This is a genomic window from Roseovarius sp. MBR-51, from assembly GCF_053628575.1.
The window spans coordinates 82965-106361 of the sequence record NZ_JBRJGQ010000012.1 but is presented as its reverse complement, the minus strand read 5'-3'; the positions used below and the strand labels follow the sequence as shown (position 1 = coordinate 106361).

The 23397-nt window shown below is 61.3% G+C and carries 23 protein-coding genes; 12 read left to right on the top strand and 11 right to left on the bottom strand.

Annotation, left to right across the window (positions count from 1 at the left end):
- Positions 1-61: 61 nt before the first annotated feature.
- Genes ACSSVY_RS16960 through ACSSVY_RS16940 form a run of 5 tightly spaced genes read left to right on the top strand, consistent with a single transcriptional unit; the run spans position 62 to position 4711 of the window.
- Positions 62-1030, top strand: a complete 969-nt coding sequence (locus ACSSVY_RS16960; RefSeq protein ID WP_454270752.1) for a branched-chain amino acid ABC transporter permease — start codon at positions 62-64, stop codon at positions 1028-1030.
- On the top strand, positions 1027-1776 hold the full coding sequence (locus tag ACSSVY_RS16955; protein ID WP_454270751.1) for an ABC transporter ATP-binding protein: 750 nt from the start codon (positions 1027-1029) through the stop codon (positions 1774-1776). The genes ACSSVY_RS16960 and ACSSVY_RS16955 overlap by 4 nt, the downstream gene beginning before the upstream one ends.
- Complete coding sequence (locus ACSSVY_RS16950) at positions 1776-2456, top strand: ABC transporter ATP-binding protein (RefSeq protein ID WP_454270750.1); 681 nt, start codon at positions 1776-1778, stop codon at positions 2454-2456. Before ACSSVY_RS16955 ends, ACSSVY_RS16950 begins: the two co-directional genes overlap by 1 nt.
- Positions 2453-3919 (top strand): aldehyde dehydrogenase family protein, encoded by a 1467-nt coding sequence (locus ACSSVY_RS16945; RefSeq protein WP_454270749.1) that lies wholly within the window; start codon positions 2453-2455, stop codon positions 3917-3919. The genes ACSSVY_RS16950 and ACSSVY_RS16945 overlap by 4 nt, the downstream gene beginning before the upstream one ends.
- 42 nt (positions 3920-3961) lie before the next feature.
- Positions 3962-4711 carry an SDR family oxidoreductase gene (locus ACSSVY_RS16940; protein WP_296627447.1) on the top strand — a complete coding sequence of 250 codons (750 nt, stop codon included), beginning with the start codon at positions 3962-3964 and terminating at the stop codon, positions 4709-4711.
- A gap of 45 nt (positions 4712-4756) precedes the next feature.
- Here the strand turns inward: ACSSVY_RS16940 and ACSSVY_RS16935 are convergent, their stop codons facing one another.
- The 9 genes from ACSSVY_RS16935 to ACSSVY_RS16895 form a co-directional block, all read right to left on the bottom strand.
- Entirely contained in the window at positions 4757-6262 is a 1506-nt protein-coding gene (locus ACSSVY_RS16935) for a fumarate hydratase (RefSeq protein ID WP_454270748.1), read from the bottom strand.
- Positions 6259-7068 carry an HpcH/HpaI aldolase/citrate lyase family protein gene (locus ACSSVY_RS16930; protein WP_454270747.1) on the bottom strand — a complete coding sequence of 270 codons (810 nt, stop codon included), beginning with the start codon at positions 7066-7068 and terminating at the stop codon, positions 6259-6261. Before ACSSVY_RS16930 ends, ACSSVY_RS16935 begins: the two co-directional genes overlap by 4 nt.
- Before the next feature lie 45 nt (positions 7069-7113).
- A complete protein-coding gene (locus ACSSVY_RS16925; RefSeq protein ID WP_454270746.1) occupies positions 7114-7566 on the bottom strand; it encodes an acyl-CoA thioesterase in 453 nt (150 codons plus the stop codon).
- Between the two features lie 178 nt (positions 7567-7744).
- On the bottom strand, positions 7745-8773 hold the full coding sequence (locus tag ACSSVY_RS16920) for an ABC transporter substrate-binding protein (protein WP_454270745.1): 1029 nt from the start codon (positions 8771-8773) through the stop codon (positions 7745-7747).
- 29 nt (positions 8774-8802) lie between these two features.
- Positions 8803-9606: an ABC transporter permease gene (locus ACSSVY_RS16915; protein ID WP_454270744.1), complete on the bottom strand. Its 804-nt coding sequence runs from the start codon at positions 9604-9606 to the stop codon at positions 8803-8805.
- A complete protein-coding gene (locus tag ACSSVY_RS16910) occupies positions 9593-10495 on the bottom strand; it encodes an ABC transporter permease (RefSeq protein ID WP_454270743.1) in 903 nt (300 codons plus the stop codon). The genes ACSSVY_RS16915 and ACSSVY_RS16910 overlap by 14 nt, the downstream gene beginning before the upstream one ends.
- Positions 10496-10497: 2 nt before the next feature.
- A complete protein-coding gene (locus ACSSVY_RS16905; protein WP_454270742.1) occupies positions 10498-11604 on the bottom strand; it encodes an ABC transporter ATP-binding protein in 1107 nt (368 codons plus the stop codon).
- A gap of 76 nt (positions 11605-11680) precedes the next feature.
- A complete protein-coding gene (locus tag ACSSVY_RS16900) occupies positions 11681-13330 on the bottom strand; it encodes an amidohydrolase (protein WP_454270741.1) in 1650 nt (549 codons plus the stop codon).
- A 145-nt stretch (positions 13331-13475) separates the two neighbouring features.
- Positions 13476-15458, bottom strand: a complete 1983-nt coding sequence (locus ACSSVY_RS16895) for an oxidoreductase (RefSeq protein WP_454270740.1) — start codon at positions 15456-15458, stop codon at positions 13476-13478.
- Positions 15459-15559: 101 nt separating this feature from the next.
- On the opposite strand from ACSSVY_RS16895, the gene ACSSVY_RS16890 reads away from it, so the two are divergent.
- From ACSSVY_RS16890 to ACSSVY_RS16880, 3 genes are all read left to right on the top strand, one after another.
- Positions 15560-15754 (top strand): helix-turn-helix domain-containing protein, encoded by a 195-nt coding sequence (locus tag ACSSVY_RS16890; protein ID WP_454270739.1) that lies wholly within the window; start codon positions 15560-15562, stop codon positions 15752-15754.
- A gap of 50 nt (positions 15755-15804) precedes the next feature.
- Entirely contained in the window at positions 15805-16554 is a 750-nt protein-coding gene (locus tag ACSSVY_RS16885; RefSeq protein WP_454270738.1) for a LysR substrate-binding domain-containing protein, read from the top strand.
- A gap of 115 nt (positions 16555-16669) precedes the next feature.
- A complete protein-coding gene (locus ACSSVY_RS16880) occupies positions 16670-17638 on the top strand; it encodes a hypothetical protein (RefSeq protein ID WP_454270737.1) in 969 nt (322 codons plus the stop codon).
- Positions 17639-17670: 32 nt separating this feature from the next.
- Here the strand turns inward: ACSSVY_RS16880 and ACSSVY_RS16875 are convergent, their stop codons facing one another.
- Both ACSSVY_RS16875 and ACSSVY_RS16870 read right to left on the bottom strand, forming a co-directional pair.
- Positions 17671-18960 carry an NAD(P)/FAD-dependent oxidoreductase gene (locus ACSSVY_RS16875; RefSeq protein ID WP_454270736.1) on the bottom strand — a complete coding sequence of 430 codons (1290 nt, stop codon included), beginning with the start codon at positions 18958-18960 and terminating at the stop codon, positions 17671-17673.
- Positions 18961-18975: 15 nt separating this feature from the next.
- Positions 18976-19641 (bottom strand): haloacid dehalogenase type II, encoded by a 666-nt coding sequence (locus ACSSVY_RS16870; RefSeq protein WP_454270735.1) that lies wholly within the window; start codon positions 19639-19641, stop codon positions 18976-18978.
- Between the two features lie 220 nt (positions 19642-19861).
- Between ACSSVY_RS16870 and ACSSVY_RS16865 the strand changes: the two genes are divergently transcribed.
- From ACSSVY_RS16865 to ACSSVY_RS16850, 4 genes are read left to right on the top strand one after another with little or no spacing between them, the layout of a single operon-like run.
- Positions 19862-20098, top strand: a complete 237-nt coding sequence (locus ACSSVY_RS16865; protein ID WP_454270734.1) for a hypothetical protein — start codon at positions 19862-19864, stop codon at positions 20096-20098.
- Between the two features lie 30 nt (positions 20099-20128).
- The gene (locus tag ACSSVY_RS16860) at positions 20129-20974 is read left to right on the top strand and encodes a GNAT family N-acetyltransferase (protein ID WP_454270733.1); all 846 of its coding nucleotides are present in this window, start codon (positions 20129-20131) and stop codon (positions 20972-20974) included.
- A 17-nt stretch (positions 20975-20991) separates the two neighbouring features.
- On the top strand, positions 20992-22365 hold the full coding sequence (locus ACSSVY_RS16855) for an aminotransferase class III-fold pyridoxal phosphate-dependent enzyme (protein ID WP_454270732.1): 1374 nt from the start codon (positions 20992-20994) through the stop codon (positions 22363-22365).
- On the top strand, positions 22365-23276 hold the full coding sequence (locus ACSSVY_RS16850) for a 2-hydroxyacid dehydrogenase (protein WP_454270731.1): 912 nt from the start codon (positions 22365-22367) through the stop codon (positions 23274-23276). Before ACSSVY_RS16855 ends, ACSSVY_RS16850 begins: the two co-directional genes overlap by 1 nt.
- Positions 23277-23397 lie beyond the last annotated feature (121 nt).

The following is a 23397-nucleotide window of genomic DNA, read 5'->3' as shown; positions in this document are numbered from 1 at the left end:
GCCCTCCGAAGCACAGGCATCCAATCCGGTAACCACGCACAAGAACAAGGTGAAGGCCCGTATGACATCCCCCCTTTCATGGCTCTGGATCATCGGCGTTGCGGCGATTGCCGTTGTGCCCTTCATGATGCCGTCGATGCAACTTCTGGTCAATTTCGCGATGGCCAAGGGGCTTGCGGTGCTGGGTGTGACGGTTCTCTTGCGGGCCGGGCAGGTGTCCTTTGGCCATGCGCTCTATTTCGGCATTGCGGCTTATGCCGGGGCGTTCCTGGTGACGTCGATGCCCGCAACGGATTTCTTTGTCATTCTGATTGTCGGGGTGTTGGGGGCCATCGTGGCGGGGCTCTTTGTCGGCCTTTTCGTGGTGCGCTATCGCGGCATTTTCTTTGGCATGCTCAATCTGGCGTTCTCGATGATTTTCTGGTCGATCCTCGAGAAATTCTATCACCTGACCGGTGGGGCCGATGGCCTGCGCTTCACCCGCCCGACGGTGTTTGGTCAGGCGCTGGATCACGTCCAGTTCAATATGGTGCTCTATTACTCGGTTCTGGTGCTTGTGGTGGCGCTGGGCTGGTTCACGCATCGTTGGTTCGCCTCGCCGGTCGGACAACTCTTTCAAACCATCAAGACCAATGAGACCCGCCTCGAATACTTGGGCATTTCCCCCAAACGCGCGCTCCTGTCCGGCTATCTCCTGTCAGCAGCACTCTGCGGCGTTGGCGGGGTGATGATGGGCATGGCCCAAGGGGTCGTGACGCCGGAATATGTCTGGTGGGTGCGCTCGGCGGAAATGGTGTTCATCGCCGTTCTCGGCGGGGCCGGATCGGTCCAGGGGGCGTTTCTCGGCGCTCTGATCTACGAGGTGGTGCGCACCTATGCCTCGGTCTATGCCGGTGATGTCTGGCAAATGATCCTCGGGAGCTTCTTGCTCATCATCATCCTCTTTGCCCCCGGTGGCCTGATCGGCATCCTCGGTGCGGCCTTCAAGCGAAAGCCTGACAAATCCCCCAAGACAGGAGACCGCATATGAGCAAGGTTCTTCTGGAAACCCGCAACCTGACGATCAAGTTCGGCGGGGTCACGGCGGCGGATAATGTTTCTCTGACAATCCATGCCGGAAAAAATCTGGCGATCATCGGCCCCAATGGCGCGGGCAAGACGACGTTTCTCAACATCTGCACCGGCTGGCTCAAGCCGCAACGCGGGCAGGTCCTGTTCGAGGAACAGGACATCACGCCTCTTCCCCCGCGCAAGATCGTGGACCGTGGCGTCGCGCGCGCCTTTCAGATCCCGCAACTCTTCACCGAACACACAGCGCTGGAAAACCTGCTCATCGCCGTTTCTGCGCGCCAGAAATTGCGCAATCCGCTGGTCAATATGCACGCCATCCCCGAGCGCGCCGAAATGGTGCACCTGCTCGATATGGTTGGCTGTGCCGATGTCGCCGATGTGCTGGTGGTGGAACTGCCCGAGGGTCAGCGCAAGCTGATCGACATTGCCGTGGCCTTGGCGCTCAAACCCCGCCTGCTCTTGATGGACGAACCGACCTCTGGCGTGGCCTCCTCCGAGAAACATGCGATCATGGAAATCCTGATCGGCGCGTTGAAAGAGGCGAATGTCACCTCGGTCTTTGTCGAGCATGACATGGGCATCGTCGAGAAATACGCCGATGAAGTGGCCGTCTGGAACAGTGGCAATGTCCAGTTGCGCGGCACGCCCGCCGAGATTCTGGAACATCCCGACGTGATCCGCGACGTGATCGGAGAGGTGGTCTGATGCTGGAACTGCGCCAAGTCAACGCGTCCATCGGGATCATCCCGATCCTGCGCAATCTGAACTTTCGCATCGGTGCCGCCGAAACGGTGGCCTTGATCGGGCGCAATGGGGCGGGCAAGACAACGCTCCTGCGCACCATCATGGGCTTTACCACCGCCAGCGGCGAGATCCTGTTCGAGGGCCAGCCCATCACCGCTCTGCACCCGCCCAAGCGTCCCGGCCTCGGGATCGGCTACGCCCCCGAGGACCGGCGGCTCTTCTCTGCCTTCACCATCGAGGAAAATATCCTCTTGCCCGCTCAGGCCGCGCGGCTGGACAAGGCCGAGACCAAGCGCCGCCTCGACCGCGCCTATACCGTCCTGCCCGAATTGCGGGATCTGGCCACGCGCCCCGGCGGCACCGTATCGGGCGGCCAAGGCAAGATGGTGGCGCTGGCGCGCGCCCTGATGCTGGGAACCAAGCTCATCATGCTCGACGAGCCGTTTCAGGGTCTCGCTCCGGCGCTGGCACAACGCTATGCCGAAGCATTGCGGACCTTGCGTGATACGGATCGTTCCATCACGCTTATCATCACCGAATCCAACCCCTCCTTGCTGCGCGGCTTTGCCGATCGGACGCTCGTGATCGAGCGGGGCGAGGTCGCCGAGGGCTCTCTTGAACCGGAAGGAACCAAGACATGAAAGACACTGATCTGATGGCCAAGCTGGTCATTCCGCAGCCTCTGAACCTGATTGGCAACGCGTGGGTTCCCGCACTCTCGGGCAAGGTGATGGACGTGCTGTCGCCGATAGACGGACTGCCCTTTGCCCAGATCGCCGACAGCGACGCCGCCGATATCGACGCGGCGGTCGCGGCGGCGCGCGCGGCCTTTGACGGTGGCGCGTGGTCCAAGCTGACCGCCGCAGAGCGCGGCCGCCTGATGATCCGCCTCTCCGAGCGTATCCTTGAAAACGTCGAGCCTCTGGCGCAACTCGAGCGGCGCGACAACGGCAAGCCGATTGCGCAAGCCCGCGCCGACATGAAAGTTACCGCGCGCTATTTCGAGTTTTACGGCGGGGCGGCGGACAAGGTGCATGGTGAAATCGTGCCCTTTCTCAACGGCTATAATGTCGAGGTTCATCGCGAACCCCACGGCGTGACCGGCCATATCATCCCGTGGAATTACCCCGCGCAAATGTTCGGCCGTTCGGTCGCCCCGGCGCTCGCCATGGGCAATGCCACGGTCCTGAAACCCGCCGAAGACGCCTGCCTCAGCGCGCTGCGGATCGCGGAACTGGCGCTCGACGTGGGCTTTCCCCCCGGTGCCATCAATATCGTCACCGGACGCGGGGCTGTGGCCGGTCAGGCGCTGGCCGATCACAAGGGCATCGACTTTATCTCCTTCACCGGTTCCCCCGAGGTGGGCGTGATCATCCAGACCGCCGCGGCCCGGAATTTCATCGGCTGCACGCTGGAACTGGGGGGCAAATCCCCGCAGATCGTGTTCGACGATGCTGATCTTGACGCGGCCATGCCATTCCTCGTCAACGCCGTGATCCAGAACGGCGGGCAGACCTGTTCGGCGGGCACCCGCGTGCTCTTGCAGCGCGGCATCTACGACCGCGCCGTGGCCGAGCTGACCGCCCGGTTCAGCGCCGTCGCCGCCTCGGATTCCGGCGAGGATGCGGTGCTTGGGCCGCTGATTTCCGCCAAACAGAAAAAGCGGGTCGAGACCTATATCGCCGAGGCCGACGCGCCCCTGATGGCCCGTGGCAGCATCCGTCCCGATGCCCCCGAAGGCGGCTACTATGTGGCCCCCGCCGTGTTCGGCCCCTGCGATCCCAAGGCGCGGATTGCGCAAGAGGAGGTGTTCGGCCCCGTGCTCTGCATCATCCCGTTCGAGGATGAGGCCGAGGCGATCTCGATTGCCAATGGCACCGAATACGGCCTTGTCGCCTCGGTCTGGACCCGCGAAGGCGGCCGCCAACAGCGGGTGGCCAAGGCGATGCGCTGCGGTCAGGTGTTCATCAACGGCTATGGCGCGGGCGGCGGTGTGGAATTGCCCTTTGGCGGTATCCGCAAGTCCGGGCATGGCCGCGAAAAGGGCTTCGCCGCCCTGCTCGAGTTCTCGCATATCAAGACGATCATCAACAATCACGGCTAGGCCCTGCTGCGGGCGGCAACGACCAGACCAAAGGAACGCAAGATGAGACTGCAAGGAAAACGAACCCTCGTGACCGGGGCCGCTTCGGGCTTTGGCAAAGGGATAGCCGAGGCCTATATCCGCGAAGGTGCCAAGGTGGCGGTGGTCGATATGAACGAGGCCGGCGCGCGCGCCGTGGCCGAGGCGCTGGGCGAGAACGCCATTGCCGTGACCTGCGATGTGTCCAAGGGCGATCAGGTTCAGGCCGCCGTCGATGCCACGGTTGCCGCCTTTGGCGGGCTCGACATCGTGGTCAACAATGCCGGTTGGACCAATCCCAACAGCCCCCTGATGGACACCGACGAGGCGACCTTTCGCAAGATTTACGACATCAACGTGCTGTCCATTTTTCACATGACCAAGACCTGCGTGCCGCTCTGGCGCGCCGCCGGGGGCGGGGTGATGCTCAACATCGGCTCGACTGCGGGCATCCGCCCGCGCCCCGGTCTGACCTGGTATAACTCGTCCAAGGGGGCCGTGAACCTGATGACGCGCTCGCTCGCCGTGGAGCTCGCCCCCGACAAGATCCGCGTCTGCTGCATCGCCCCGGTGATGGGGGCGACAGGCCTGCTCGAACAGTTCATGGGCATGCCCGACACGCCCGAGAACCGCGCGCGCTTCATCTCCACGATCCCCATGGGCCGCCTCTCCGAAGCCCGCGACATCGCCAATGCAGCCCTCTACCTCGCCTCGGATGAGGCGGATTTTATCACCGGCGTCGTGCTTGAAGTTGACGGTGGGCGTACGATCTAAAGCAGTTTCACGACAGTTGAGGGCCGGGGAAACCTGGCCCTCTTTTCACTTCACCAGTTGCGGCACCCGCGCCCATTGCTTCGGCCCGCTATTGTGAATCGACGCCCCCTTGGTATCGACCGCCACCGTCACGGGCATGTCCTTGACCTCGATCTCATAGATCGCCTCCATCCCGAGATCCTGATAGGCGACAGGCTGCGCACGCTTGATCGCCTTGGAGACAAGATAGGCCGCCCCCCCCACGGCAATCAGATAGACCGCCCCATGCTGGCGGATGGCCTCAATCGCCGCAGGTCCCCGCTCGGCCTTGCCGATCATCACCTTGAGCCCCGAGGCCGCAAGCAGCGGCCCGGTGAACTTGTCCATCCGGGTCGAAGTTGTCGGACCCGCCGGTCCGATCACCTCATCGCGCACGGCATCCACGGGGCCCACATAATAAATCGCGCGCCCCTTCAGATCGACCGGCAGCGGCTTGCCCTGATCCAGCTCTTCGAGCATCCGGCGATGCGCGGCGTCCCGCCCCGTATAGAGCCGGCCAGACAAAAGCAGCGTATCGCCGGGGCTGAGAGAGGCCAGAACGGCATCGTCCAGCGCATCAAGATCAATCCGGCGCCCCGTGACGCCCCCGTCCTCAAGATCCGGCCAAAGTGACAGATCAGGCGGGGTAAACTCCGCCGCGCCGCTGCCATCCAACGTGAAATGCACATGGCGGGTTGCGGCGCAATTGGGGATCAACGCCACGGGCAATGACGCGGCATGGGTCGGAAAACTCCGCAGCTTGACATCCAGCACCGTGATCAGACCGCCCAACCCCTGCGCCCCAAGCCCAAGAGCGTTGATCCGCGCGTAGAGCTCCAGCCGCAGCGCCTCTTCGGCGGTTTGCGCACCGCGCGCCCGCAATTCGGTGATGTCGATGGGATCGTTCAGCGCTTGCTTGGCCATCGCCATCGCCTTGTCGACGCTGCCGCCCACGCCAAGGCCAATCAACCCCGGCGGGCACCATCCCGCCCCCAGCTTGGCCACCGTATCCACCACCCAATCCGCCACCGAATCCGACGGGTTGAGCACGGTGAACTTGGTCTTGTTCTCAGACCCGCCGCCCTTGGCCGACACCGTGACAGAAACCGTGTTCCCCGCCACCAATTCGGTCTGGATCATCGCTGGCGTGTTGTCGCGCGTGTTGCGCCGCGCCCCCAGCGGGTCCGCGACAATCGAGGCGCGCAGCGGGTTGGCGGCAAAGGCATAGGCGCGCCGTGTCGCCTCGTCGATCATCTCTTGCGGCGCGCGATGCCAGTCGATTGGCGCCTCAACCCCCACTTCGAGCAGGACATTGACGCTGCCGGTGTCCTGACAGAGCGGCCGCTTGTCCATCGCGGACATGCGCGAGTTGACCAGAATTTGCCGGATCGCATTGCGGGCGGATTGGCTCTCTTCGGCCTCATAGGCGCGGGCCATCGCGGTGATGAAATCCGGGGTGTGGTAATACGAGATATATTGCAGCGCCTCTGCGACACTTTCGATCAGATCCGCCTCGGTAATCTTGCCGCTCATGCCACACCTCCCGCGCGTGCAATGATTTGTTGCGCGCGTTTGACCACCGGCGCGTCAATCATCTGGCCGTCCAGTTTGATCGCCGCCCCAGTTTCCGACGCCGAGGCCACAACGCGCCGCGCCCAGTCCAGCTCCGGCTCACTGGGGGCAAACCCGCGCCGCGCCGGGGGAATCTGCGCGGGATGAATGATCAGCTTGCCGCCAAACCCCATCTCGACGCTGTGCTGGCAATCGCTGACGATCATGGGCTCGTCCGTGATGCTTTGAGTGACGCCATCCCAAGGGGCCGGGCGTTGGGCGAGGCGCGAGGCCAGCACCAGTTCCGCGCGCGCCTGCAACAAGGCCTCGCGGGTATGCGCGATCCCCAGATCAGCGGCATAATCAATCGAGCCAAAGGCCAGCCGGACACAGGCGCGCGCCACGCTCTCGGCACGGCGCAGCCCGAGGGCGGTTTCGATGAGGCCGATCACCGGCAGGCCGGTTTGGGCGGCGAGGGCGGCGCAGATCTCCGCATCCTCGGCCTTGGGCAGGATCAGCCCATCTATCGGCAGCCCGCCAAGAGCCGCCACATCCTCGGCGTAAAACGCGCTGTCGGCGGCATTGAGGCGCACCAGCACCGGCACAGCGCCGGGTTGACGGTCAGGAAGCGCGCGCAAAGCCGCACGTGCGCTTGCCTTGTCCTCTTCGGCGACCGCATCTTCGAGGTCGAGCAGAATGGCATCCGCACCCGCGGCCTGCGCCTTGGCAAGGCGATCCAACCGGGTGGCGGGCAGGAAAAGTGGAAGAGCGATCTGACTGAGCGGCATATCTGGTCCTTGCGCAAGGCTTGGGCAATGAAAGAGGGGGGGCGGTCAGCCGTCGGCGTTCGGCACCACCAATGGGTCGAGCAGCGCACGCATGTTTTCGGGGATGGGCACAGGGCGGCTCGTCTCGCGGTCGACATAGACATGCACGAAACGCCCCTGCGCCGCCGCAAGCTCTGCCCCGGACTGAAAAATCGCCAACTCATAGGTGACGCTGCTCGTGCCAAGCCGCGCCACGCGCAATCCAACCTCTATGGCCTCGGGAAAGGCAATCGGGCTGAAATAATGGCACTCGCTATGCGCCACCAAGCCGGTCACGGTGCTGCGTCGGATATCCAGAACGCCACCCCGGATCAGGTATTCGTTCACCGCCGTGTCGAAGAACGAATAGTAGGCCACGTTATTGACATGCAGATAGGCGTCATTGTCCATCCAGCGGGTGCTGATCGGGCAGAAATGCACATAGGCGACGCGGGGTTGTGGAACGGGGCGATTGCTCATGCTTGGGTCCGATTGTCTATACTCTCGCCGCTTTGGCTCGCGGACTCAGATACAGACCACCACGGAACGCGCCCTCTGTCCAGTCGGGAACCTATCAGCTTCCCCTATGGCCGACCTCAACTGGCGCTCTGGCCGTCGGGCGCACCCCATCAGGAGAACGGGATGCGCCCTATCTTGATTACTGCAGCACCTCAGTCCAGATCTGCGATTGCAGATCGTTCACCTCTTGCGAGCAGGCGGGGCTGAACTTGCCCGCCGCCGCCAGTTCCGGGGCCACGACGATTTCGGGGGCTTCACGCATGACCTCATCCATGAATTCCTCCGACCCGGTCACACCATTGGCGTAGCGCGCAAAGTTCGAGATCATCGCGGCATTCTCCGGCTCCAGAATGAAATTGATGAACTTCATCGCGTTGTCCGGGTTCTGGGCATCGGCCAGCACGGTCGCACTATCCATCCAGATCGGATAGCCGGTTTTGGGATAGCCATAGGCAAGGTCCGCGTTTTGCAGCCGCGCCCGCATCGTCGCCCCGTTCCAGTAGATCCCGGCCGAAAAATCGCCGGCGACATGGGCATCCACCGTGCCATAATCCAGCGCCTTCCAATGCGTCTTGGCCTCGACCAGCGTATCCCGCACCTTGCGCATGACGTCCATGTCGGTGGTGCAAGATTCTCCTCCGGCATAGTAAATGGCAATGGCCATCACATCGGACATTTCGGGGATGACGTTGATCTTGCCCTTGAGCGCGTCCGGCGGGCTAAAGATAAGACCCGCATCGTTGATGTCACCATCATAGACGCTTGTATTCACGATCACACCGGTCGTGCCCCATTGCCACGGAACCGAATATTCGCGACCGGGGTCGAAATCGACATCTACCCACTCGGGCGCGATATTGCCGTGGTTGGTGACGATGGATTTGTCGAGCGGAACTATAAGCCCCTCGGAAATCCACGTCTGCATGTAAGAGTTCGAGGGCACCACAATATCAAATCCATGGCCCCCCTGACGGATACGGGCAAGAGCCGTGTCATTGCTGTCATAGTCCGTCACATTGACCTTGATGCCGGTCTCTGCCTCGAACTTGCTCAGCAACTCGGGGTTGGTATAATTGCCCCAGTTGTAGAGGTTCACCACACCTTCCGCGCTCGCGATGCTGGTGGTCGCCAAAAGTGCGGTCAAGCCGCTCATTATCAGTTTCTTCATTGGTCTTCTCCCTGTGGTTATGGTTGCAGTTATCCCCTTTTTCGCGTGATCAGGAAAAACACACTGACCACTACAAGCGACAGCGCCAGAAACAGCGTGGCGATGGCATTCATTTCGGGGGTGACGCTGCGGCGCAACTGACCGAGCATGTATGTGGGCAGCGTGTCCTGCCCGGCAGACTTCACGAATTCAGTGATCACAACGGTGTCGAGCGATACCACGAACCCAAGCATGAAGCCTGCCACGATACCGGGCACCAAAAGGGGCAGGGTGACATATGTAAAGGTTTGCACCGGGGTTGCATAGAGATCGGCTGCGGCTGTTTCCAAGGTCAGATCCATGGTTTCGAGGCGTGCGCGAATGGGCAGATAGGCAAAGGGGATGCAAAAGGCGGTATGCGCCGCCACCATATAGCCCATGCCCGAATATCCCGTCTGCACCTTGAGAAAGGCCACAAAGATCAAGAGCGCGATGCCGGTCACGATTTCAGGCACCATCAGAGGCTGGTTGATCAGCGCATAAATCAGGGTCTGGCCGGGAAACCGGCCCACCCGCGTCGTGGCCAATGCCGCGAGGGTTGCCAGCACCGTCGCTATCCCCGCCGCGACAAGCGCCAGCCAGAGCGAGCGGATCGACACATCGACCACCTGCCTGTTGTTGAACGCCGCCTCATACCATTTCAGCGAGAATCCACTCCAAACCGCCTGCGATTGCGACTCGTTGAACGAAAAGATCACCAGAATGATGATGGGTAGGTAGAGCATCACCAGCGTGACAATGGCAACGAGGCCAAAGCCGGGCAGGGCGCGCACATCGAACCTAGTGCCGGTCATCGCGCCCTCCTGTCTCGCGGGTGGTGATGCGCAGGTAGAAAATCAGCGCAACCACGACGATCACCAGCAGCACCATCGCCAAGGCCGACCCAAGCGGCCAGTTGCGCCCCTGACCGAATTGCAGGCCGATCAGATTGCCCATCATCATCGACCGACCACCGCCCAGCACCCGCGGCGTGACATAGGCCCCGATGGACGGGATGAACACCAGAATGGACCCCGCAATGAACCCCGGTTTCACCAGCGGCAGGATCACATGCCACAAGACCTGGAAGCGACTGGCGTAGAGATCATACCCCGCCTCGACCAGCCGGAAATCCAGCTTGTCCATCGCGGCATAGAGCGGCAGCACCATCAAGGGCAAAAAGACATAGCTCATGCCCAGCAGCACGGCGAAATCGGTATACATCAGGTCCACAGGTTCGCGGATCAGGCCCAGCCAGACCAGCACCGTGTTCACCGTGCCGGTGTTGCGGATCAACTCTTGTATCGCGAAGGTGCGGATCAAGAGGTTGGTCCAGAAGGGAACGGTGATCAGGAACAACCACACCATCCGCCGGTTGACAGGGCGCGTGGCAATGAACCACGCCGTTGGAAAGCCCAAGGCCGCGCAGATCAGCGTTGTCTGAAACGACAGCCACAAGGTGCGTTTGAACACCGCCAGATGATCCGCATTGAGCGTGACAGTCTCGGGGTCGAAAATATCGCGCTTGAAGAACACCCGAAACCACGCCTCGGTCGAGAAATCCCACGCCACGCCCCCCATATTGCCGGGGCTGAGGACAGAGTAGACGGCCACGATCAAGAGTGGACCAGAGGCCGCAAGGATCAGCACCACAAGCGCCGGGCTCACGAGGATCCACTTCCAGCGGTGCGAGTCGCGTTTCATCGCTATCCCCGCAGAACTTGCAGCGCGCCGGGCATCAAGGCCAAGCACACCCGCGCGCCGCGCGCCGGGTCCGCCTGACCGACGGTGTTCTGACGCCGCACCGTAAAGCTCTGACCATCCTCAAGCGTCAGATGGATATGCGTGTCGGTGCCAAAGAACACCGAGCCATCGACCGTCGCCGACAGATCACCCGTGCCCGCCTCGACCAGTTGCGCCTGTTCCGGGCGGATCACGGCGGAAACGGTCTCGCCCTTCGCGGGCACCACCCCTTCCGCAATCCGCGCCGAAACCGTCCGGCCACCGGGCAGGACAAGCTCGGCGCAGCCCCCCGCGACCGCGATAACCGTCAACGACAGGAAATTCGTCTCGCCGATGAAATCCGCCACGAACCGCTCTTTCGGGGCGTGGTAGATGTCATGCGGACTGCCAAGTTGCAGAATTCGGCCCTTGTTCATCACCGCAAGGCGGTCCGACATGGTCAGCGCCTCTTCCTGATCATGGGTCACAAAGACAAAGGTGATGCCGGTCTCCACCTGAAGACGCTTCAACTCGGTTTGCATTTCCTTGCGCAGCTTGAGGTCCAGCGCGCTCAGCGGTTCGTCAAGCAAGAGAACGCGCGGCCTTGGGGCCAGGGCGCGGGCCAGTGCCACCCGTTGCTGCTGTCCGCCGGACAATTCGGCGGGCTTGCGCATGGCCATGGCCTCCATCTTGACCAGATGCAGCATCTCGGATGTGGTGGCGTCAATCTCGGACCGGGGGCGGCCCAGCATCTTGAGGCCAAAACCGATGTTCTGCGCCACGGTCATATGCGGGAATAGCGCGTAATTCTGAAATACAGTGTTCACCAGACGCCGGTTCGGGGCCTGTCCCACAACATCCTGCCCCTTGATCCGGAGCTGTCCGCTGCTGGGATGCTCAAATCCGGCGATCACCCGCAAAAGCGTGGTCTTGCCACAGCCCGAAGGGCCCAGCAGGGTGAAAAACTCTCCGGTGCGGATGGTCAGGTCAATCTCGGTCAGGGCGTGAAACGCAGCCGCACCGAGGCCAAAGACCTTGCTGACCGCTTTTATTTCTATCTCGTTGCCGCTCTGTTGCGCACCGTCGGCCACTATGGCGTCCCCTTTTTCCTCATAGTCGAGCGCGTGTCGCCGAGTCGTTCAAGACATTTCCGCCTCTCAGGCCGGATTAGAGGGTCGCATCCCAAACGATCCGACCGCCACAGATGGTTTTTTCAACACGCAGACCGGCGATCTGATCTGCGGGCACCGCCTCAATGTCGCCGGACAGAATCACCAGATCCGCAAGATAGCCGGGGCGCAGCATGCCTTTGCGGTCCTCGGTATGTTCAGCATAGGCCCCGCCGATGGTAAAGGCGGCCAAGGCCTCGCGCAGCGTCACGCGCTCGTCCTGAGCGCCCTCATAGGGCTGCCGCGTCACCGCCGCCTGTATCGAGCGGAGCGGGTTCACATCGGCCACCGGCCAGTCAGACGCGAACACGATCCGCGCCCCGGCATCGCGCAGCGTGCGTGTGAGATAAGCATCGCGCCACCGGTCGCGCCCGATCTTGTCGAGGGTTGGAAACAGCGGGAAATCGAGGGACCCCGGCGGATGCGACGGCTGAACCGAGGCCACGATGCCCATGTCGGCAAACCGCGGAATATCGCTCCGGTCGATCAATTCGATATGTTCGATCCGATGCCTCGCGTCCCGCGGACCATTGGCCGCGCGCGCGGCCTCATAGCCATCCAGCACCCGACGCACCGCCCCGTCCCCGATGGCATGCACCGCAATCTGAAGCCCGCGCTGGTCCGCCTCGATGCAGATCTCGGCAAAGCGGTCCGCCTCATGCAAGGGTTCACCGCGCCAGCCGGGCTGATCGGGATAATCGTTGAGCATCACCGCCGTGCCACTGTCCACGACCCCATCCATGAACATCTTGACGAACCCCGACGACAGCCAGTCATCGTTGTAATCGGCACTCATGGCACTCGCCTTGGCAAGATCGGTGATCTTGTGATCGTTGCGATAATGATAAGGCACCCGCACCCGCGCCGTCAGCTTGCCCTCACCCCGCAAGTGGTCCAGCACCTCGAGCGTGTAGCGGTTGCCATCCATATTGACGAGGCTGGTAAATCCGTGGCGCGCACAATGGCGCAAACCGCGCTCCATCGCCGGTAAATCCGCCAGCATGTCCTCATGGGTCGGTTTTGGCACCGGATCGGCCCCGGTGGCGATCCCTGCCATGATACGGTTCTCCCCGGCCAGCCGCAGCACCGGCGCCTTGGCCTCGAACTCGCGCAATTCGCCCGTGGCCACGCCGTTTTCCATCACGATCTCATTGCCCGGCCCCACAGCGGCCCCATAGAGTATACCGGCCTCCTTCAGCGCCATCGTATTAGCCCATGCCGTATGATGATCCGCCGCCAAGAGACAGACCGGGCGATCCGGCAGGATCGCATCAAGATCATGCCGCGTCAGCGCGCGATCATAAATGCCGTAATCGCAGCCTTGACCGACGATCACCTTGCGGTCCGGATTGGCCGCGGCATAGGCCCGGATTGCCTCGGCCAACGCCTCCGGCCCCTTCACCCCAAGTAGCTGTAGATGCGCCAATTCAGAGCCGCCCATGAACAGATGCAGATGGCTCTCAATAAAGCCCGGAAGCACTGTCGCCCCCTTCGCGTCAATCACAGGACAGTCTATTCCTGCCATTTCGATGGCTGTGCTGCCAAGGGCGGCAATCCTGTCGCCCGCAAGAGCCACTGCGTTGGTTTCGGGGCCGTCCGGGTCCATGGTCAGGCCGCGCGCGTTGATGATCAAGAGGGTTATATTCATCTGGCACCAAAATCTTGTTCCGCGTCGACGGTAGCAGGGCGCCGTTTGCCGGTCCATTTCTTTGATCAATCGAGGCGCTCAAGGCCCCATAATTCGCCGCATCTGTCTTGGTTCGGGCAAAGCGATGTGTCGTCTCGGGCAACCCTCAGAGTATCCGCGCCGCGAGATGGGCCTCGCGTATGGCGGCATGAATGTCACGCGAGGCAACGGCGTCACCAATGAGATGGACACCCCCCTCCATCATTGCTGACTTCGGCTGGTTCAAGGATGCGCGCAAATCGTCATGAAGATCAAGAACCGGCGTGGTTCCCGCCTCGATCACGACCTGATCAACGTCCCTACAGTGATGCTCGCCGGTGAATGTGTGCACAAACCTTGCATGCAGTCGATTTCCACTTTGGGTTACGTCAATCAACTCCAGATCTGTCAGGCAGTGGACCCCTTGCAGTCCCAGATTTTTGCGAAACCCCGTGCTGTCCTGATACGGCATTTCCTGTCCGACATGGCTGTCACGCGTGACCAGAGTGGTTTTACGCCCCATGCCGGCCGTCGCGAGTGCGCTAGAGGGGGCTGGTTGGCGACCCGTCCCGTCATAAATCAGGATATCGAACCCCAATGGCACAGCACCAGACAGGATGTCCCAAGTGCTGACGCAGTGAACCGCGCCCGGAAGCCACTCCAGATCGGGGATGCCGCCTGTAGCGATGAGCACGGCATCTGGGGACAAGGCGAGGACGTCGTCGCATGTGGCCAGCGTGTCGGTTTGAATCCTGACGCCGAGCCGGTCGAGTTCTTGAACTCGCCAGTCGATAATGCCGATCAACGGAGTGCGATAGGGCGCGCGGGTTGCAAGGAGCATCTGCCCGCCAAGCTGTGATGCCGCCTCAAAAAGCGTAACGTGATGGCCACGCAGGGCGGCAACACGCGCGGCCTCGAGTCCGGCAATGCCGCCGCCAACCACGACAACCCGGCGCTTGGTATCGGCGAGGCTGACATCATGCGCGATAGACAATTCATTGCCTGTCGCGGCGTTATGTACACAGGTTGCTTTCTTGTAGAGGCAATAAGATGAGCCGACGCACGGGCGGATGCGGTCTTCTTCTCCTGCCTCGATCCGGCGCACAATATGCGGGTCCGCGATATGGGCGCGAGTCATGCCGACGAGATCGGCGATACCCTCTGCAATCACATGGCGTGCGGTGGCGGTGTCGCGGATGCCTCCGGCGTGGATTAGCGGAAGGGTTGTTTCCGCGCGAAAGGTTCGGACGCTCTCCAGATAGGGGGCTGAGGGTTGAAAGAGGCCTGGCATGTTATCCTCAGATAGCACGAGGTCACTATCCATCCGGCCATAGATCGCGTTGAAGAAATCAACCTGCCCTTCACGCTCGAACATCTGGGCAAGGGCCATGCCGTCCGCTGCGGTCAGCCCGCCCGCGACGCCTTCGTCAATCACCAGCCGGATGCCGATCACCAGCCGGTCATCCACCGCCTTGCGAAGAGCTTCATGCACCATCAGGCCAAAGCGGGCACGGTTCTCGAGGCTGCCACCAAAGCTATCGGTGCGGTGGTTTGTCAGGGGCGACATGAACTGACCGATGAGATGCCCGCCACAGAGTGTCTCGATGCCATCAAGACCACCCTCAAGCGCACGTCGGGCGGCGCTAGCGTAATCGGCGATCACGCGGTCGATGTCATTGCGATCCATCTCACGGGGAATGCTGCGCCCCCGAATTTCACGGATGCGGGAAGGTGCGATGGCCGGGTGCCAGTCGCCATGCAGTGCATTGGCGCGTCTGCCAAGGTGAGAGATTTGTGTCATCACGGCCGAACCATGCGCATGGATGCGCTCGGACAGGCGTTGCAAATGCGGGATGATGCGGTCGGAGCTCATGTCCAACTGACCGCCGCCCCAGCTTGAGTCCCTCGAGACCATCGCACTGCCGCCAATCATGGTCATGGCGATTCCACCGCGGGCCTTTTCTTCGTGATAGGCTTGATACCGCTCGGTTGGCATGCCGCCGTCATCGAACATCGAGGCGTGGCTGGTGCTGATGATACGATTGCGCAGGGTCAACTTGCTCAAGGAGAAAGGGGTGAGAAGCGGATCATTGCGGCGGGGCAGGGACAAGGGACACCTCTCATGTTGGCACGTCGGATGCTGGCAAGTCTCGCGCGGCAGAGGTGGGAAAAACAGCTTGAAAAAAAACGTGTCACTTATACGCTCAGCGTATGACAAGCCTGCATCGCCTCGTGTCCTCTCCCAAGTCGTTGTTGGTTTTTGAAGCCGCCGCGCGGCTGAGCAGTTTCAGCAAGGCGGCGCAGGTGTTCAACATTTCGCAACCCTCCGCCAGCCGCAATATCGCGCAGTTGGAGGCGGATATTGGACAAGTGCTCTTTGTCAGGGGGGCCAAGGGGCGGCGCTGACCGAGGCGGGAAAAGCCCTCTTTTTGGCCGTAAGCGACGGGTTCGGACGGATGTCCGAGGTCATAACCCAGTTGCAGGGCCAGCAGGACAGGGCCGACCGCGAAGTGGTGCTGTCGCTCTCCAACGCGTTTGTCACGAACTGGCTTGGGCCACGGTTTGCGGAGTTCGTCGCGAGTTTTCCTGATGTAGCGCTGCGGTTCGAGTTGCTGCCGGGCACGCGTGTCGGGCTGCCCGAGGACGTGGACCTTGTGAGCTGCATCCGTGATGAAACCGGAAACGATCCGGTTCTGGCGCCGGAGGTAATTATCCCGGTCTGCAGCCCGGCCTATCTGGCGCAGCATGGAACATTGCCTATTGGGGCCGACGGGGCGGGACATGCGTTTTTGCACCTCTCCGATCATCCCCGCGTGATTTGGGAGCCGATGTTGCGCCTGAGCGTTCGAGGAGCAGACCAACCGGGAACATGGTATGCGTTCTCTGATTACGCGGCGATCTTGCAGGCGGCGGTGGATGGCACCGGTATTGCGCTGGGCTGGGTGAATGTTGTCGCAGGTGCGTTGCGCGCGGGGCGGTTGGTGCCTGCGTGGCAGGGCGCGGCGATCAACACCGGACGCTGCATCATGCTGGTCTCGACACGTGCGGGACCAGAGCGGCCTGTTGCGCGCGAGATCGCAAACTGGCTCTGTACGCATATGGCCGAGGATCTAGCGGCTCTTGGACGTGACGGGCTGGTTCCAGATCACATGATGGACCAATCTGCGACACAAACTGTTGGTGGGCTTTCTTATACGGTAGAATAATTTGCGGAAATCGCGCGATAGTGTGGGCAAAGCGAAATTGCGGGAGAGGCCCATCCTTGAACGCATCTGGCGGATTGAAACAGAAAGGTGCTGAATGCAAGGCGAAGGCAGCCCCATGACGCAGACCCCGAACCCAAACAGTATTGACGCACAGGCCGAGTCAAAGGCGCAGGCGCGCCGCGCCGCGTTCATGGCGCGGATGTCTCCCATAGATGACATTCGTCTGAAGCTGGATACCTACGAGGCGACAATTGAGTCACTTGATGTCAGCAAACGCCAAAAACTGCATGAACTGACGGTCAGTGTCTTCTGGCCGCACCGTGCTGATGATCTTGATCTGTTTCTATCGCTCGGACAAGGGTATCTGGCGTTGGACGAGATTGGGCGCCCTTTGGGGTCCGCCATGTATTTCGACATGGGGGGCGATTTTGCCATGTTTGGAATGATGGTCACGACGCCACGGTTGCAGGCCCTAGGGGCCGGTCAGCGCCTATTGCGGCGTATCATGCGCGATTGCGAGGGACGGGATTTGCGGCTGAGCGCGACGCGGTCCGGGTATCGGCTCTATGAAATGGCGGGGTTTACCCCTGTGACCACAATCTGGCAGCAGCAAGGTGTCGTGCGGTCATTCCACCTGCCGGAGTCCTTGCCCGGACTGGTGCTGCGAGACATTGAAGCGGATGATCTGGTGCCGATCAAGACTCTCGACGCCCATGCCTATGGCGCGGACCGTGACAGAATTCTGAATAGTTTGGTGCTGGCCTCGTCGGGTCTTGTGGCGGAGCGTGCTGGTGAGATTCTGGGCTATGCGCTGATGCGCAAATTCGGCAAGGGCGTGGTCATCGGTCCGGTTGTCGCAGAGGATGACGCGATGGCGATGCAACTGGTGGCCCCGCTGATCCAACGCTGTGAGGGCATCTTTACGCGCTTGGATACGCCGCAACAGAGTGAGCATTTCAAGGCATTTCTAGCGGCGGCGGGTATGGGCGTGCATGACACGGTGACGGAGATGCGGATCGGGCCCTCGCGGCGTTCAAAGACCGGTGCGTTGACATACGGTCTTGCGTCGCATTCTCTGGGGTAGGTTGACCAAAGGGCTTCAGAGAGCGGTTTGCGTCAAGACAGGCGGTCCTTGAGCGCATACCATTGGCCAACCAGAGGCAGGAACCAGGGGCGGCCGTTGTGCAGCGGGATGGCTGGCCAATCGAGACCGGCCAGCGGGTTGGTATCTTCGCGTCCCAATGCCATATCGGCAAGCGCCTGCCCGATCAATGTCGACATTTGTGCGCCGTGGCCCGAAAACCCCATGCCGTAGAGCATCCCATCCACCTCGCCTGCGCGCGGAAAGCGGTCCTTGGTCATACCCACGAGACCGCCCCAGCAATAGTCGATCTCGACGTCTTTGAGGTTTGGAAACAGCGCGGCTAGTCCGGCCCGCAAAATTTCCCCGGATTTGGCGTCGGAGCGCTGGTCAGACACCGCTGAAAACCTTGCCCTTCCTCCAAAGATCAGGCGATTGTCCGGCGAGAGGCGGAAATAATTGCCAATATTGAGGGAGGTCACATAGGTGCGGTTGCCGGGCAGGGTGGCGGCGACCTCTGCCCCGGTCAATGGCCGCGTTGCGATGATAAATGAGCCCACCGAAATGATCCGGCGCCGGAAGAACGCGAGCGGGGCGCCGCGCACTGTGCCGGAATAGGCTCCGGTGGCAACGATCACCCGCTCCGCCCGCAATGTGCCTTGGGGGGTCGTGATGTCCCATCCGCTGCCCGCGCGTGTACGGGCCGTCACTGGAGCGTTTTCCCAAATCCGCGCCCCATGTCGATGGGCGGCTTCGGCCAGACCGCTGACATAGCGACCCATGTGCATCATTGCGGATTTGCCGTAAAGCATGCCGCCGTGAAACGCCTCGGGCCGGATTTCAGACCCGAGCTGGTCGCGGTCAAGCCAGGAGGTATCAGAGTCCACCTCGTTATGGATAAGTTCAAAATTGGCCTGTAGCGCCGCCACATGCGAGTGTTTGGAGGCCAGTTTCAACTTGCCAGAGCGGCGAAAGTTGCAGGATATGCCCTCTTCCGCAATCAAATCCTCGATCATGTCGATGGACCGGTCATAGGCTTTGTAGAGGCGGTGCGCGCGCTCTGCGCCAAGATGCATCTTGGCGTCGGCATAGCCATGTGCGATGCCGTTGTTGAGATGGCCGCCGTTGCGACCCGATCCGCCAGCACCGATATGTGTGGCCTCAAGAAGGGCAACCTGCACGCCTTCGCGGGCAAGTTTGCGTGCCGCGTTGAGACCGGTAAAGCCGCCGCCGATCACGGCCACATCGAACTTTCCCTCAACTGGCCCGGCCTCGCCTTGGGCAAAGGGGGCCGCGCTGTCATGCCAATACGAGAGGTATTTCATTCTGGTCTCCTGACCTCAAAGGCCCACAACGGCGGCCAGACCCGAGATATCGGGAATCTCGGTATAGCCATAAAAGGGGTTCGCCGGTTCATGACCGCGATTGACCCATACCTTGTGCTTAATGCCCATGTCATGCGCGGTCATCAGATCGTAGCGAAAGCTGGACGAGACATGCAGAATGTCCTGCGGCCCGCAATTGAGCTGATCCAGCATGTACTCGAAGGCACGCATCTGCGGTTTGTAAGCCCCGGCGCTCTCAGCGGTGAAGACATGTGCAATAGGGGCACCAAGTTTCGCGATATTGTGCGGAATCTGATCATTCATCGCATTGGTCAGTGCCACCAACGGAAATTCTGTGGCGACCTTGGCCAATCCGGCGGGCACATCGGCGTTAGGCCCCCATGTCGGCACGCGAAGATAAATCTCCTCGGCAATCGCCGGGTCAAAGGCGATGCCATGACGCCTGCAGGTGCGTTCAAGGGAATTATGTACAACCTCTGCATAGGGTTTCCACGCTCCCAACACCTCATCGAGCCGATAGGCAGAGAAATCCGCGATGAAGCTCTGCATCTTTTCGGGTGACAGGTGATCCGCGTAATGGTCTCGCGCCGCCCCGGCCATATCGTAATAAATCATGGTGCCGTGGCAATCAAAGGTGATGAATTTGGGGCGAAAGGTCATTGCGGTCTCCGGTGTCTGAGTGTCCCGTTTATCCTTGACCGGTTCCGGCAACAGAGCTTGCCGCGTTTTCCGGTTTCAGAGCAGGAAATGTCGTATCTGCGCCGATGTTCGGCATGCTCTGCCGCTCTACACCCAAGTTTGCTTCGGTTTGCGGTGCTTCCTCAGGCAGGCTGGGCTGGCGGCTGCCATGGGCAGTCTTCCTAGCTCTGAAGGCACTCGAGTGACCGGATCCATATTTAACCCCGTAGAGATGCTCGACCCATTGATCGGTTATCCCACCATCGGCGACGCTACCAGGCCGGGCTATATCCTCTCGGGTCATGTCGATGTGGTCTCGGCAACCGAGCGCGACTGGCGCGCTGAACACGGCAGATCATGCGGGCTTGCCCGCGCCTTGCAGAGCATATTGCCGCCCAAGGCGCGGTTTAGGGCATATATGCTGTGCTCACGCGCCTAGGCTGAGGCGAACAATAACGGACCTTAGACGATGACAGTGACGACACCTTCAATTCCGGATCAAGCGATGCAGGCACTCGAGCTTGTGCCCTTTGCCAAAGAATACTTGCCCGGAGCGCTGCGCCTGTCGGCAGAGGCGGGCTGGCCGCACCGCGCCCAAGATTGGGCCCTCAATCTGGCCGTGTCCGAGGGGGTCGTCGCGTTAATTGGTGACGAGGTCATGGGCACCGCGCTCTGCACCAATTTTGGCGATGTGGCCGCGCTCAACATGATCATCGTTGATGCCCGCATGCGGGGCCGGGGGCTCGGCGCGCGGTTGATGGCGTGGATTATTGCGTGCGCGGGTGCGCGGGAATTACGACTTGTGGCGACGGTAGAGGGCCTGCCGCTCTATGCCAAGCTCGGTTTCGTCGAGACGGGACGAATTGTGCAACATCAGGGCACGGCGAGAGCTGCCACGCCTTGCCAGTCAGTGTCAGACGGGCGCGCGGAAGAGTGTGCCGCATTGGCCGCCATGGACATGGAGGCCTCGGGCATGTCGCGCGCGGCCTTGATCGCCCAGATCATTGAGCGGGCGCAGTTATTGAGGACCGAAGGCGGCTTTGCTCTCTTGCGGGACTTCGGGCGGGGTCGCGTTCTGGGCCCGGTGGTGGCGCGGGATGCGGCGGGTGCGCGAGCGCTGATCGCTGAGGCCGCCACGCGCTGTGCGGGAACGTTTCTGCGGATTGATCTGCCCGAGGAGGTCGGCCTATCAGGCTTTGTTGAGGATCTGGGACTGACCCATGTGGGTGGCGGAACCGCAATGGTTTGTTCGGCACGAACGCAAAATCAAAGAAACTTCACAACCTATGGCCTCGTCTCGCAAGCACTTGGCTGAGCTTAACGGAGAGCAGAATGCTGACCAATTCCATTGCAGAGCTGGATCGCCAGCACCTGATCCATCCGGTATCCTCCTTTCGGGGTCATGAGGCGCGAGGCGTGCGCCTGTTGAAATCGGGCAAGGGTGCGATTGTGACGGATGGCGAGGGGCGCGACCTGATCGACGGCTTCGCCGGGCTTTGGTGTGTGAATGCAGGATACGGGCAAGAGAGCATCGTTGCCGCAGCCGCCGCGCAGATGCGCCAATTGCCCTATGCTACGGGCTATTTCGACCTCGGGACTGAGGCCCCGATCCGGTTGGCGGCGGCCTTGGCGGAACGCGCGCCGGGGGATCTGAACCATGTCTACTTCACGCTGGGTGGCTCGGATGCTGTCGATAGTACGATCCGGTTCATCCGGTACTATTGGCACAGCTTGGGTCAGCCCGACCGCGACCAGTTCATTTCGGTCGAGCAAGGTTATCACGGATCAAGCTCGCAGGGGGCGGGCCTCACGGCTCTGCCGGTGTTTCACGACGGATTTGGCCTGCCGTTCTCATGGCAGCACAAGATTTCGTCGCATTATGTCTATCGCAACCCGGTTGGCTCTGATCCGCAGGCGATTATTGATGCCTCTGTGGCAGAGTTGCGCGCAAAGGTGGCGGAGATTGGCAAAGACCGGGTCGCCGCCTTCTATGTTGAGCCGATCCAAGGCTCGGGCGGAGTTCTGGTGCCCCCCACGGGATGGATCAAGGCGATGCGCGCGGTTTGTGCCGAGTATGGCATTCTCTTTGTCGCAGATGAGGTTATCACCGCCTTTGGCCGTACCGGACCGCTCTTTGCTTGCGAGGATGAAGGAATCGTGCCGGATCTCATGACCATCGCCAAGGGGTTGACCTCGGGCTATGTGCCGATGGGGGCGGTTCTGATGTCTGATCATGTTTATGAGACGATAGCTGATGGGGCCGGGTCCAAGGCGATTGGCCATGGGTTCACGTATTCGGCACATCCGGTCGCGGCGGCGGTCGCGCTGGAGGTTCTGGCGCTCTATGATGGTGGTCTGTTGGAGAATGGCCGCAAAATGGGTGCGCGACTTTTGCAAGGGCTGGGCACGCTGCAAGATCATCCGCTGGTCGGCGATGTGCGCGGGCGTGGCATGCTGGCGGCAATCGAATTGGTTACAGACAAAAAACTGAAAACCCCATTGCCCGCGTCGGTCCAACCCGCCACGCGGCTGTTTGACCGGGCTTGGGACAACGGACTGATTGTTCGGAGCTTTGCGCAAGGCATTTTCGGCTACGCGCCGCCGCTGTGCTGCACGGCGTCAGAAATCGACGCCATCGTCGAGCGCACCCGTGCCGTACTCGACCAGACGCTTGATGACCCAGATGTACGCGAAGCGTTGCGTTGATGGCGCTTTTGTTTCTCTCCTTGTCTGAACGGGCTGCGGTCTGGGCACCGATTTTCGAGGCGGCTGGCGAAGAGATGGTGATTGGCGAGGCAGCGGTCAGCGATCCGACCGCAATCACCCATATCCTGTGTTGGCAACCGCCCAAGGATATTTCGCGCTATCCGAACCTCAAGGTTCTGATCAGCAGCGGTGCGGGGGTGGATCAGATGCCCGCCTTGCCCGAGGGTGTTCAATTGTCACGCACTGTCGCCACGGGCATCGAAGAGATGGTGCGCGATTGGGTCGTGATGGCGGCCCTCATGTTGCACCGGGACATGCCCACCTATCTGAAACAGGCGGCTTGCGGTGACTGGCGTGCGCATATGACCCGCAAGACAAGTGCAACTCGCGTCGGCGTCATGGGGCTCGGGCGGATCGGTAAACTGGCGGCGCGGACATTGGCAGATCTTGGGTTCCAAGTTGCAGGCTGGAGCCGCTCTGGCGCTCCGGCCGAGGGGATCGAGGTCTTTGGTGGGGCTGACCTTGGCGCGTTTCTCGGGCGCACGGATCTCTTGATCTGCCTCTTGCCGCTCACGCGTGAGACGCAGGGCCTGATGGATACCGGATTTTTGGCGCGTCTGCCGCGCGGAGCGATGCTTGCCCATGCCGGGCGCGGTGCTCAGTTGAATATGACCGCGCTTAGGCACGCGCTGGACGCAGGGCAGATTTCAGCGGCGATGCTGGATGTCACAGACCCCGAGCCGCTTCCGCAGGATCACTGGGTCTGGGCCGATCCACGTGTGATCGTGACGCCGCATGTCGCATCGGAAACCGATCATGCCGAAGGGGCGGAGCATGCGTTGGCTGTGATCCGCGCCACACGCAATGGCCTTGCAATTCCCGGTTTGGTCGATCCTCGGCGGGGGTATTGAGGTGGGACGCGGTGCGCGACGTGTTATGCGGCGCAGAGGCATAAAATAGAAGAATCTGCCGCCGCCTCCACCAGTTTCGGCATTTCGTCAAGGGATTTTGGGGAGATGCTGAAGACAAGAC

Coding starts and splice junctions, on each gene's coding strand:
- ACSSVY_RS16880 (WP_454270737.1), top strand. CDS start 16,670: ATGACGCAGACCCCGAACCCAAACAGTATTGACGCACAGGCCGAGTCA.
- ACSSVY_RS16945 (WP_454270749.1), top strand. CDS start 2,453: ATGAAAGACACTGATCTGATGGCCAAGCTGGTCATTCCGCAGCCTCTG.
- ACSSVY_RS16870 (WP_454270735.1), bottom strand. CDS start 19,641: ATGACCTTTCGCCCCAAATTCATCACCTTTGATTGCCACGGCACCATG.
- ACSSVY_RS16940 (WP_296627447.1), top strand. CDS start 3,962: ATGAGACTGCAAGGAAAACGAACCCTCGTGACCGGGGCCGCTTCGGGC.
- ACSSVY_RS16915 (WP_454270744.1), bottom strand. CDS start 9,606: ATGACCGGCACTAGGTTCGATGTGCGCGCCCTGCCCGGCTTTGGCCTC.
- ACSSVY_RS16960 (WP_454270752.1), top strand. CDS start 62: ATGACATCCCCCCTTTCATGGCTCTGGATCATCGGCGTTGCGGCGATT.
- ACSSVY_RS16935 (WP_454270748.1), bottom strand. CDS start 6,262: ATGAGCGGCAAGATTACCGAGGCGGATCTGATCGAAAGTGTCGCAGAG.
- ACSSVY_RS16955 (WP_454270751.1), top strand. CDS start 1,027: ATGAGCAAGGTTCTTCTGGAAACCCGCAACCTGACGATCAAGTTCGGC.
- ACSSVY_RS16925 (WP_454270746.1), bottom strand. CDS start 7,566: ATGAGCAATCGCCCCGTTCCACAACCCCGCGTCGCCTATGTGCATTTC.
- ACSSVY_RS16860 (WP_454270733.1), top strand. CDS start 20,129: ATGACAGTGACGACACCTTCAATTCCGGATCAAGCGATGCAGGCACTC.
- ACSSVY_RS16900 (WP_454270741.1), bottom strand. CDS start 13,330: ATGAATATAACCCTCTTGATCATCAACGCGCGCGGCCTGACCATGGAC.
- ACSSVY_RS16885 (WP_454270738.1), top strand. CDS start 15,805: ATGTCCGAGGTCATAACCCAGTTGCAGGGCCAGCAGGACAGGGCCGAC.
- ACSSVY_RS16910 (WP_454270743.1), bottom strand. CDS start 10,495: ATGAAACGCGACTCGCACCGCTGGAAGTGGATCCTCGTGAGCCCGGCG.
- ACSSVY_RS16930 (WP_454270747.1), bottom strand. CDS start 7,068: ATGCCGCTCAGTCAGATCGCTCTTCCACTTTTCCTGCCCGCCACCCGG.
- ACSSVY_RS16855 (WP_454270732.1), top strand. CDS start 20,992: ATGCTGACCAATTCCATTGCAGAGCTGGATCGCCAGCACCTGATCCAT.
- ACSSVY_RS16950 (WP_454270750.1), top strand. CDS start 1,776: ATGCTGGAACTGCGCCAAGTCAACGCGTCCATCGGGATCATCCCGATC.
- ACSSVY_RS16850 (WP_454270731.1), top strand. CDS start 22,365: ATGGCGCTTTTGTTTCTCTCCTTGTCTGAACGGGCTGCGGTCTGGGCA.
- ACSSVY_RS16875 (WP_454270736.1), bottom strand. CDS start 18,960: ATGAAATACCTCTCGTATTGGCATGACAGCGCGGCCCCCTTTGCCCAA.
- ACSSVY_RS16920 (WP_454270745.1), bottom strand. CDS start 8,773: ATGAAGAAACTGATAATGAGCGGCTTGACCGCACTTTTGGCGACCACC.
- ACSSVY_RS16890 (WP_454270739.1), top strand. CDS start 15,560: ATGACAAGCCTGCATCGCCTCGTGTCCTCTCCCAAGTCGTTGTTGGTT.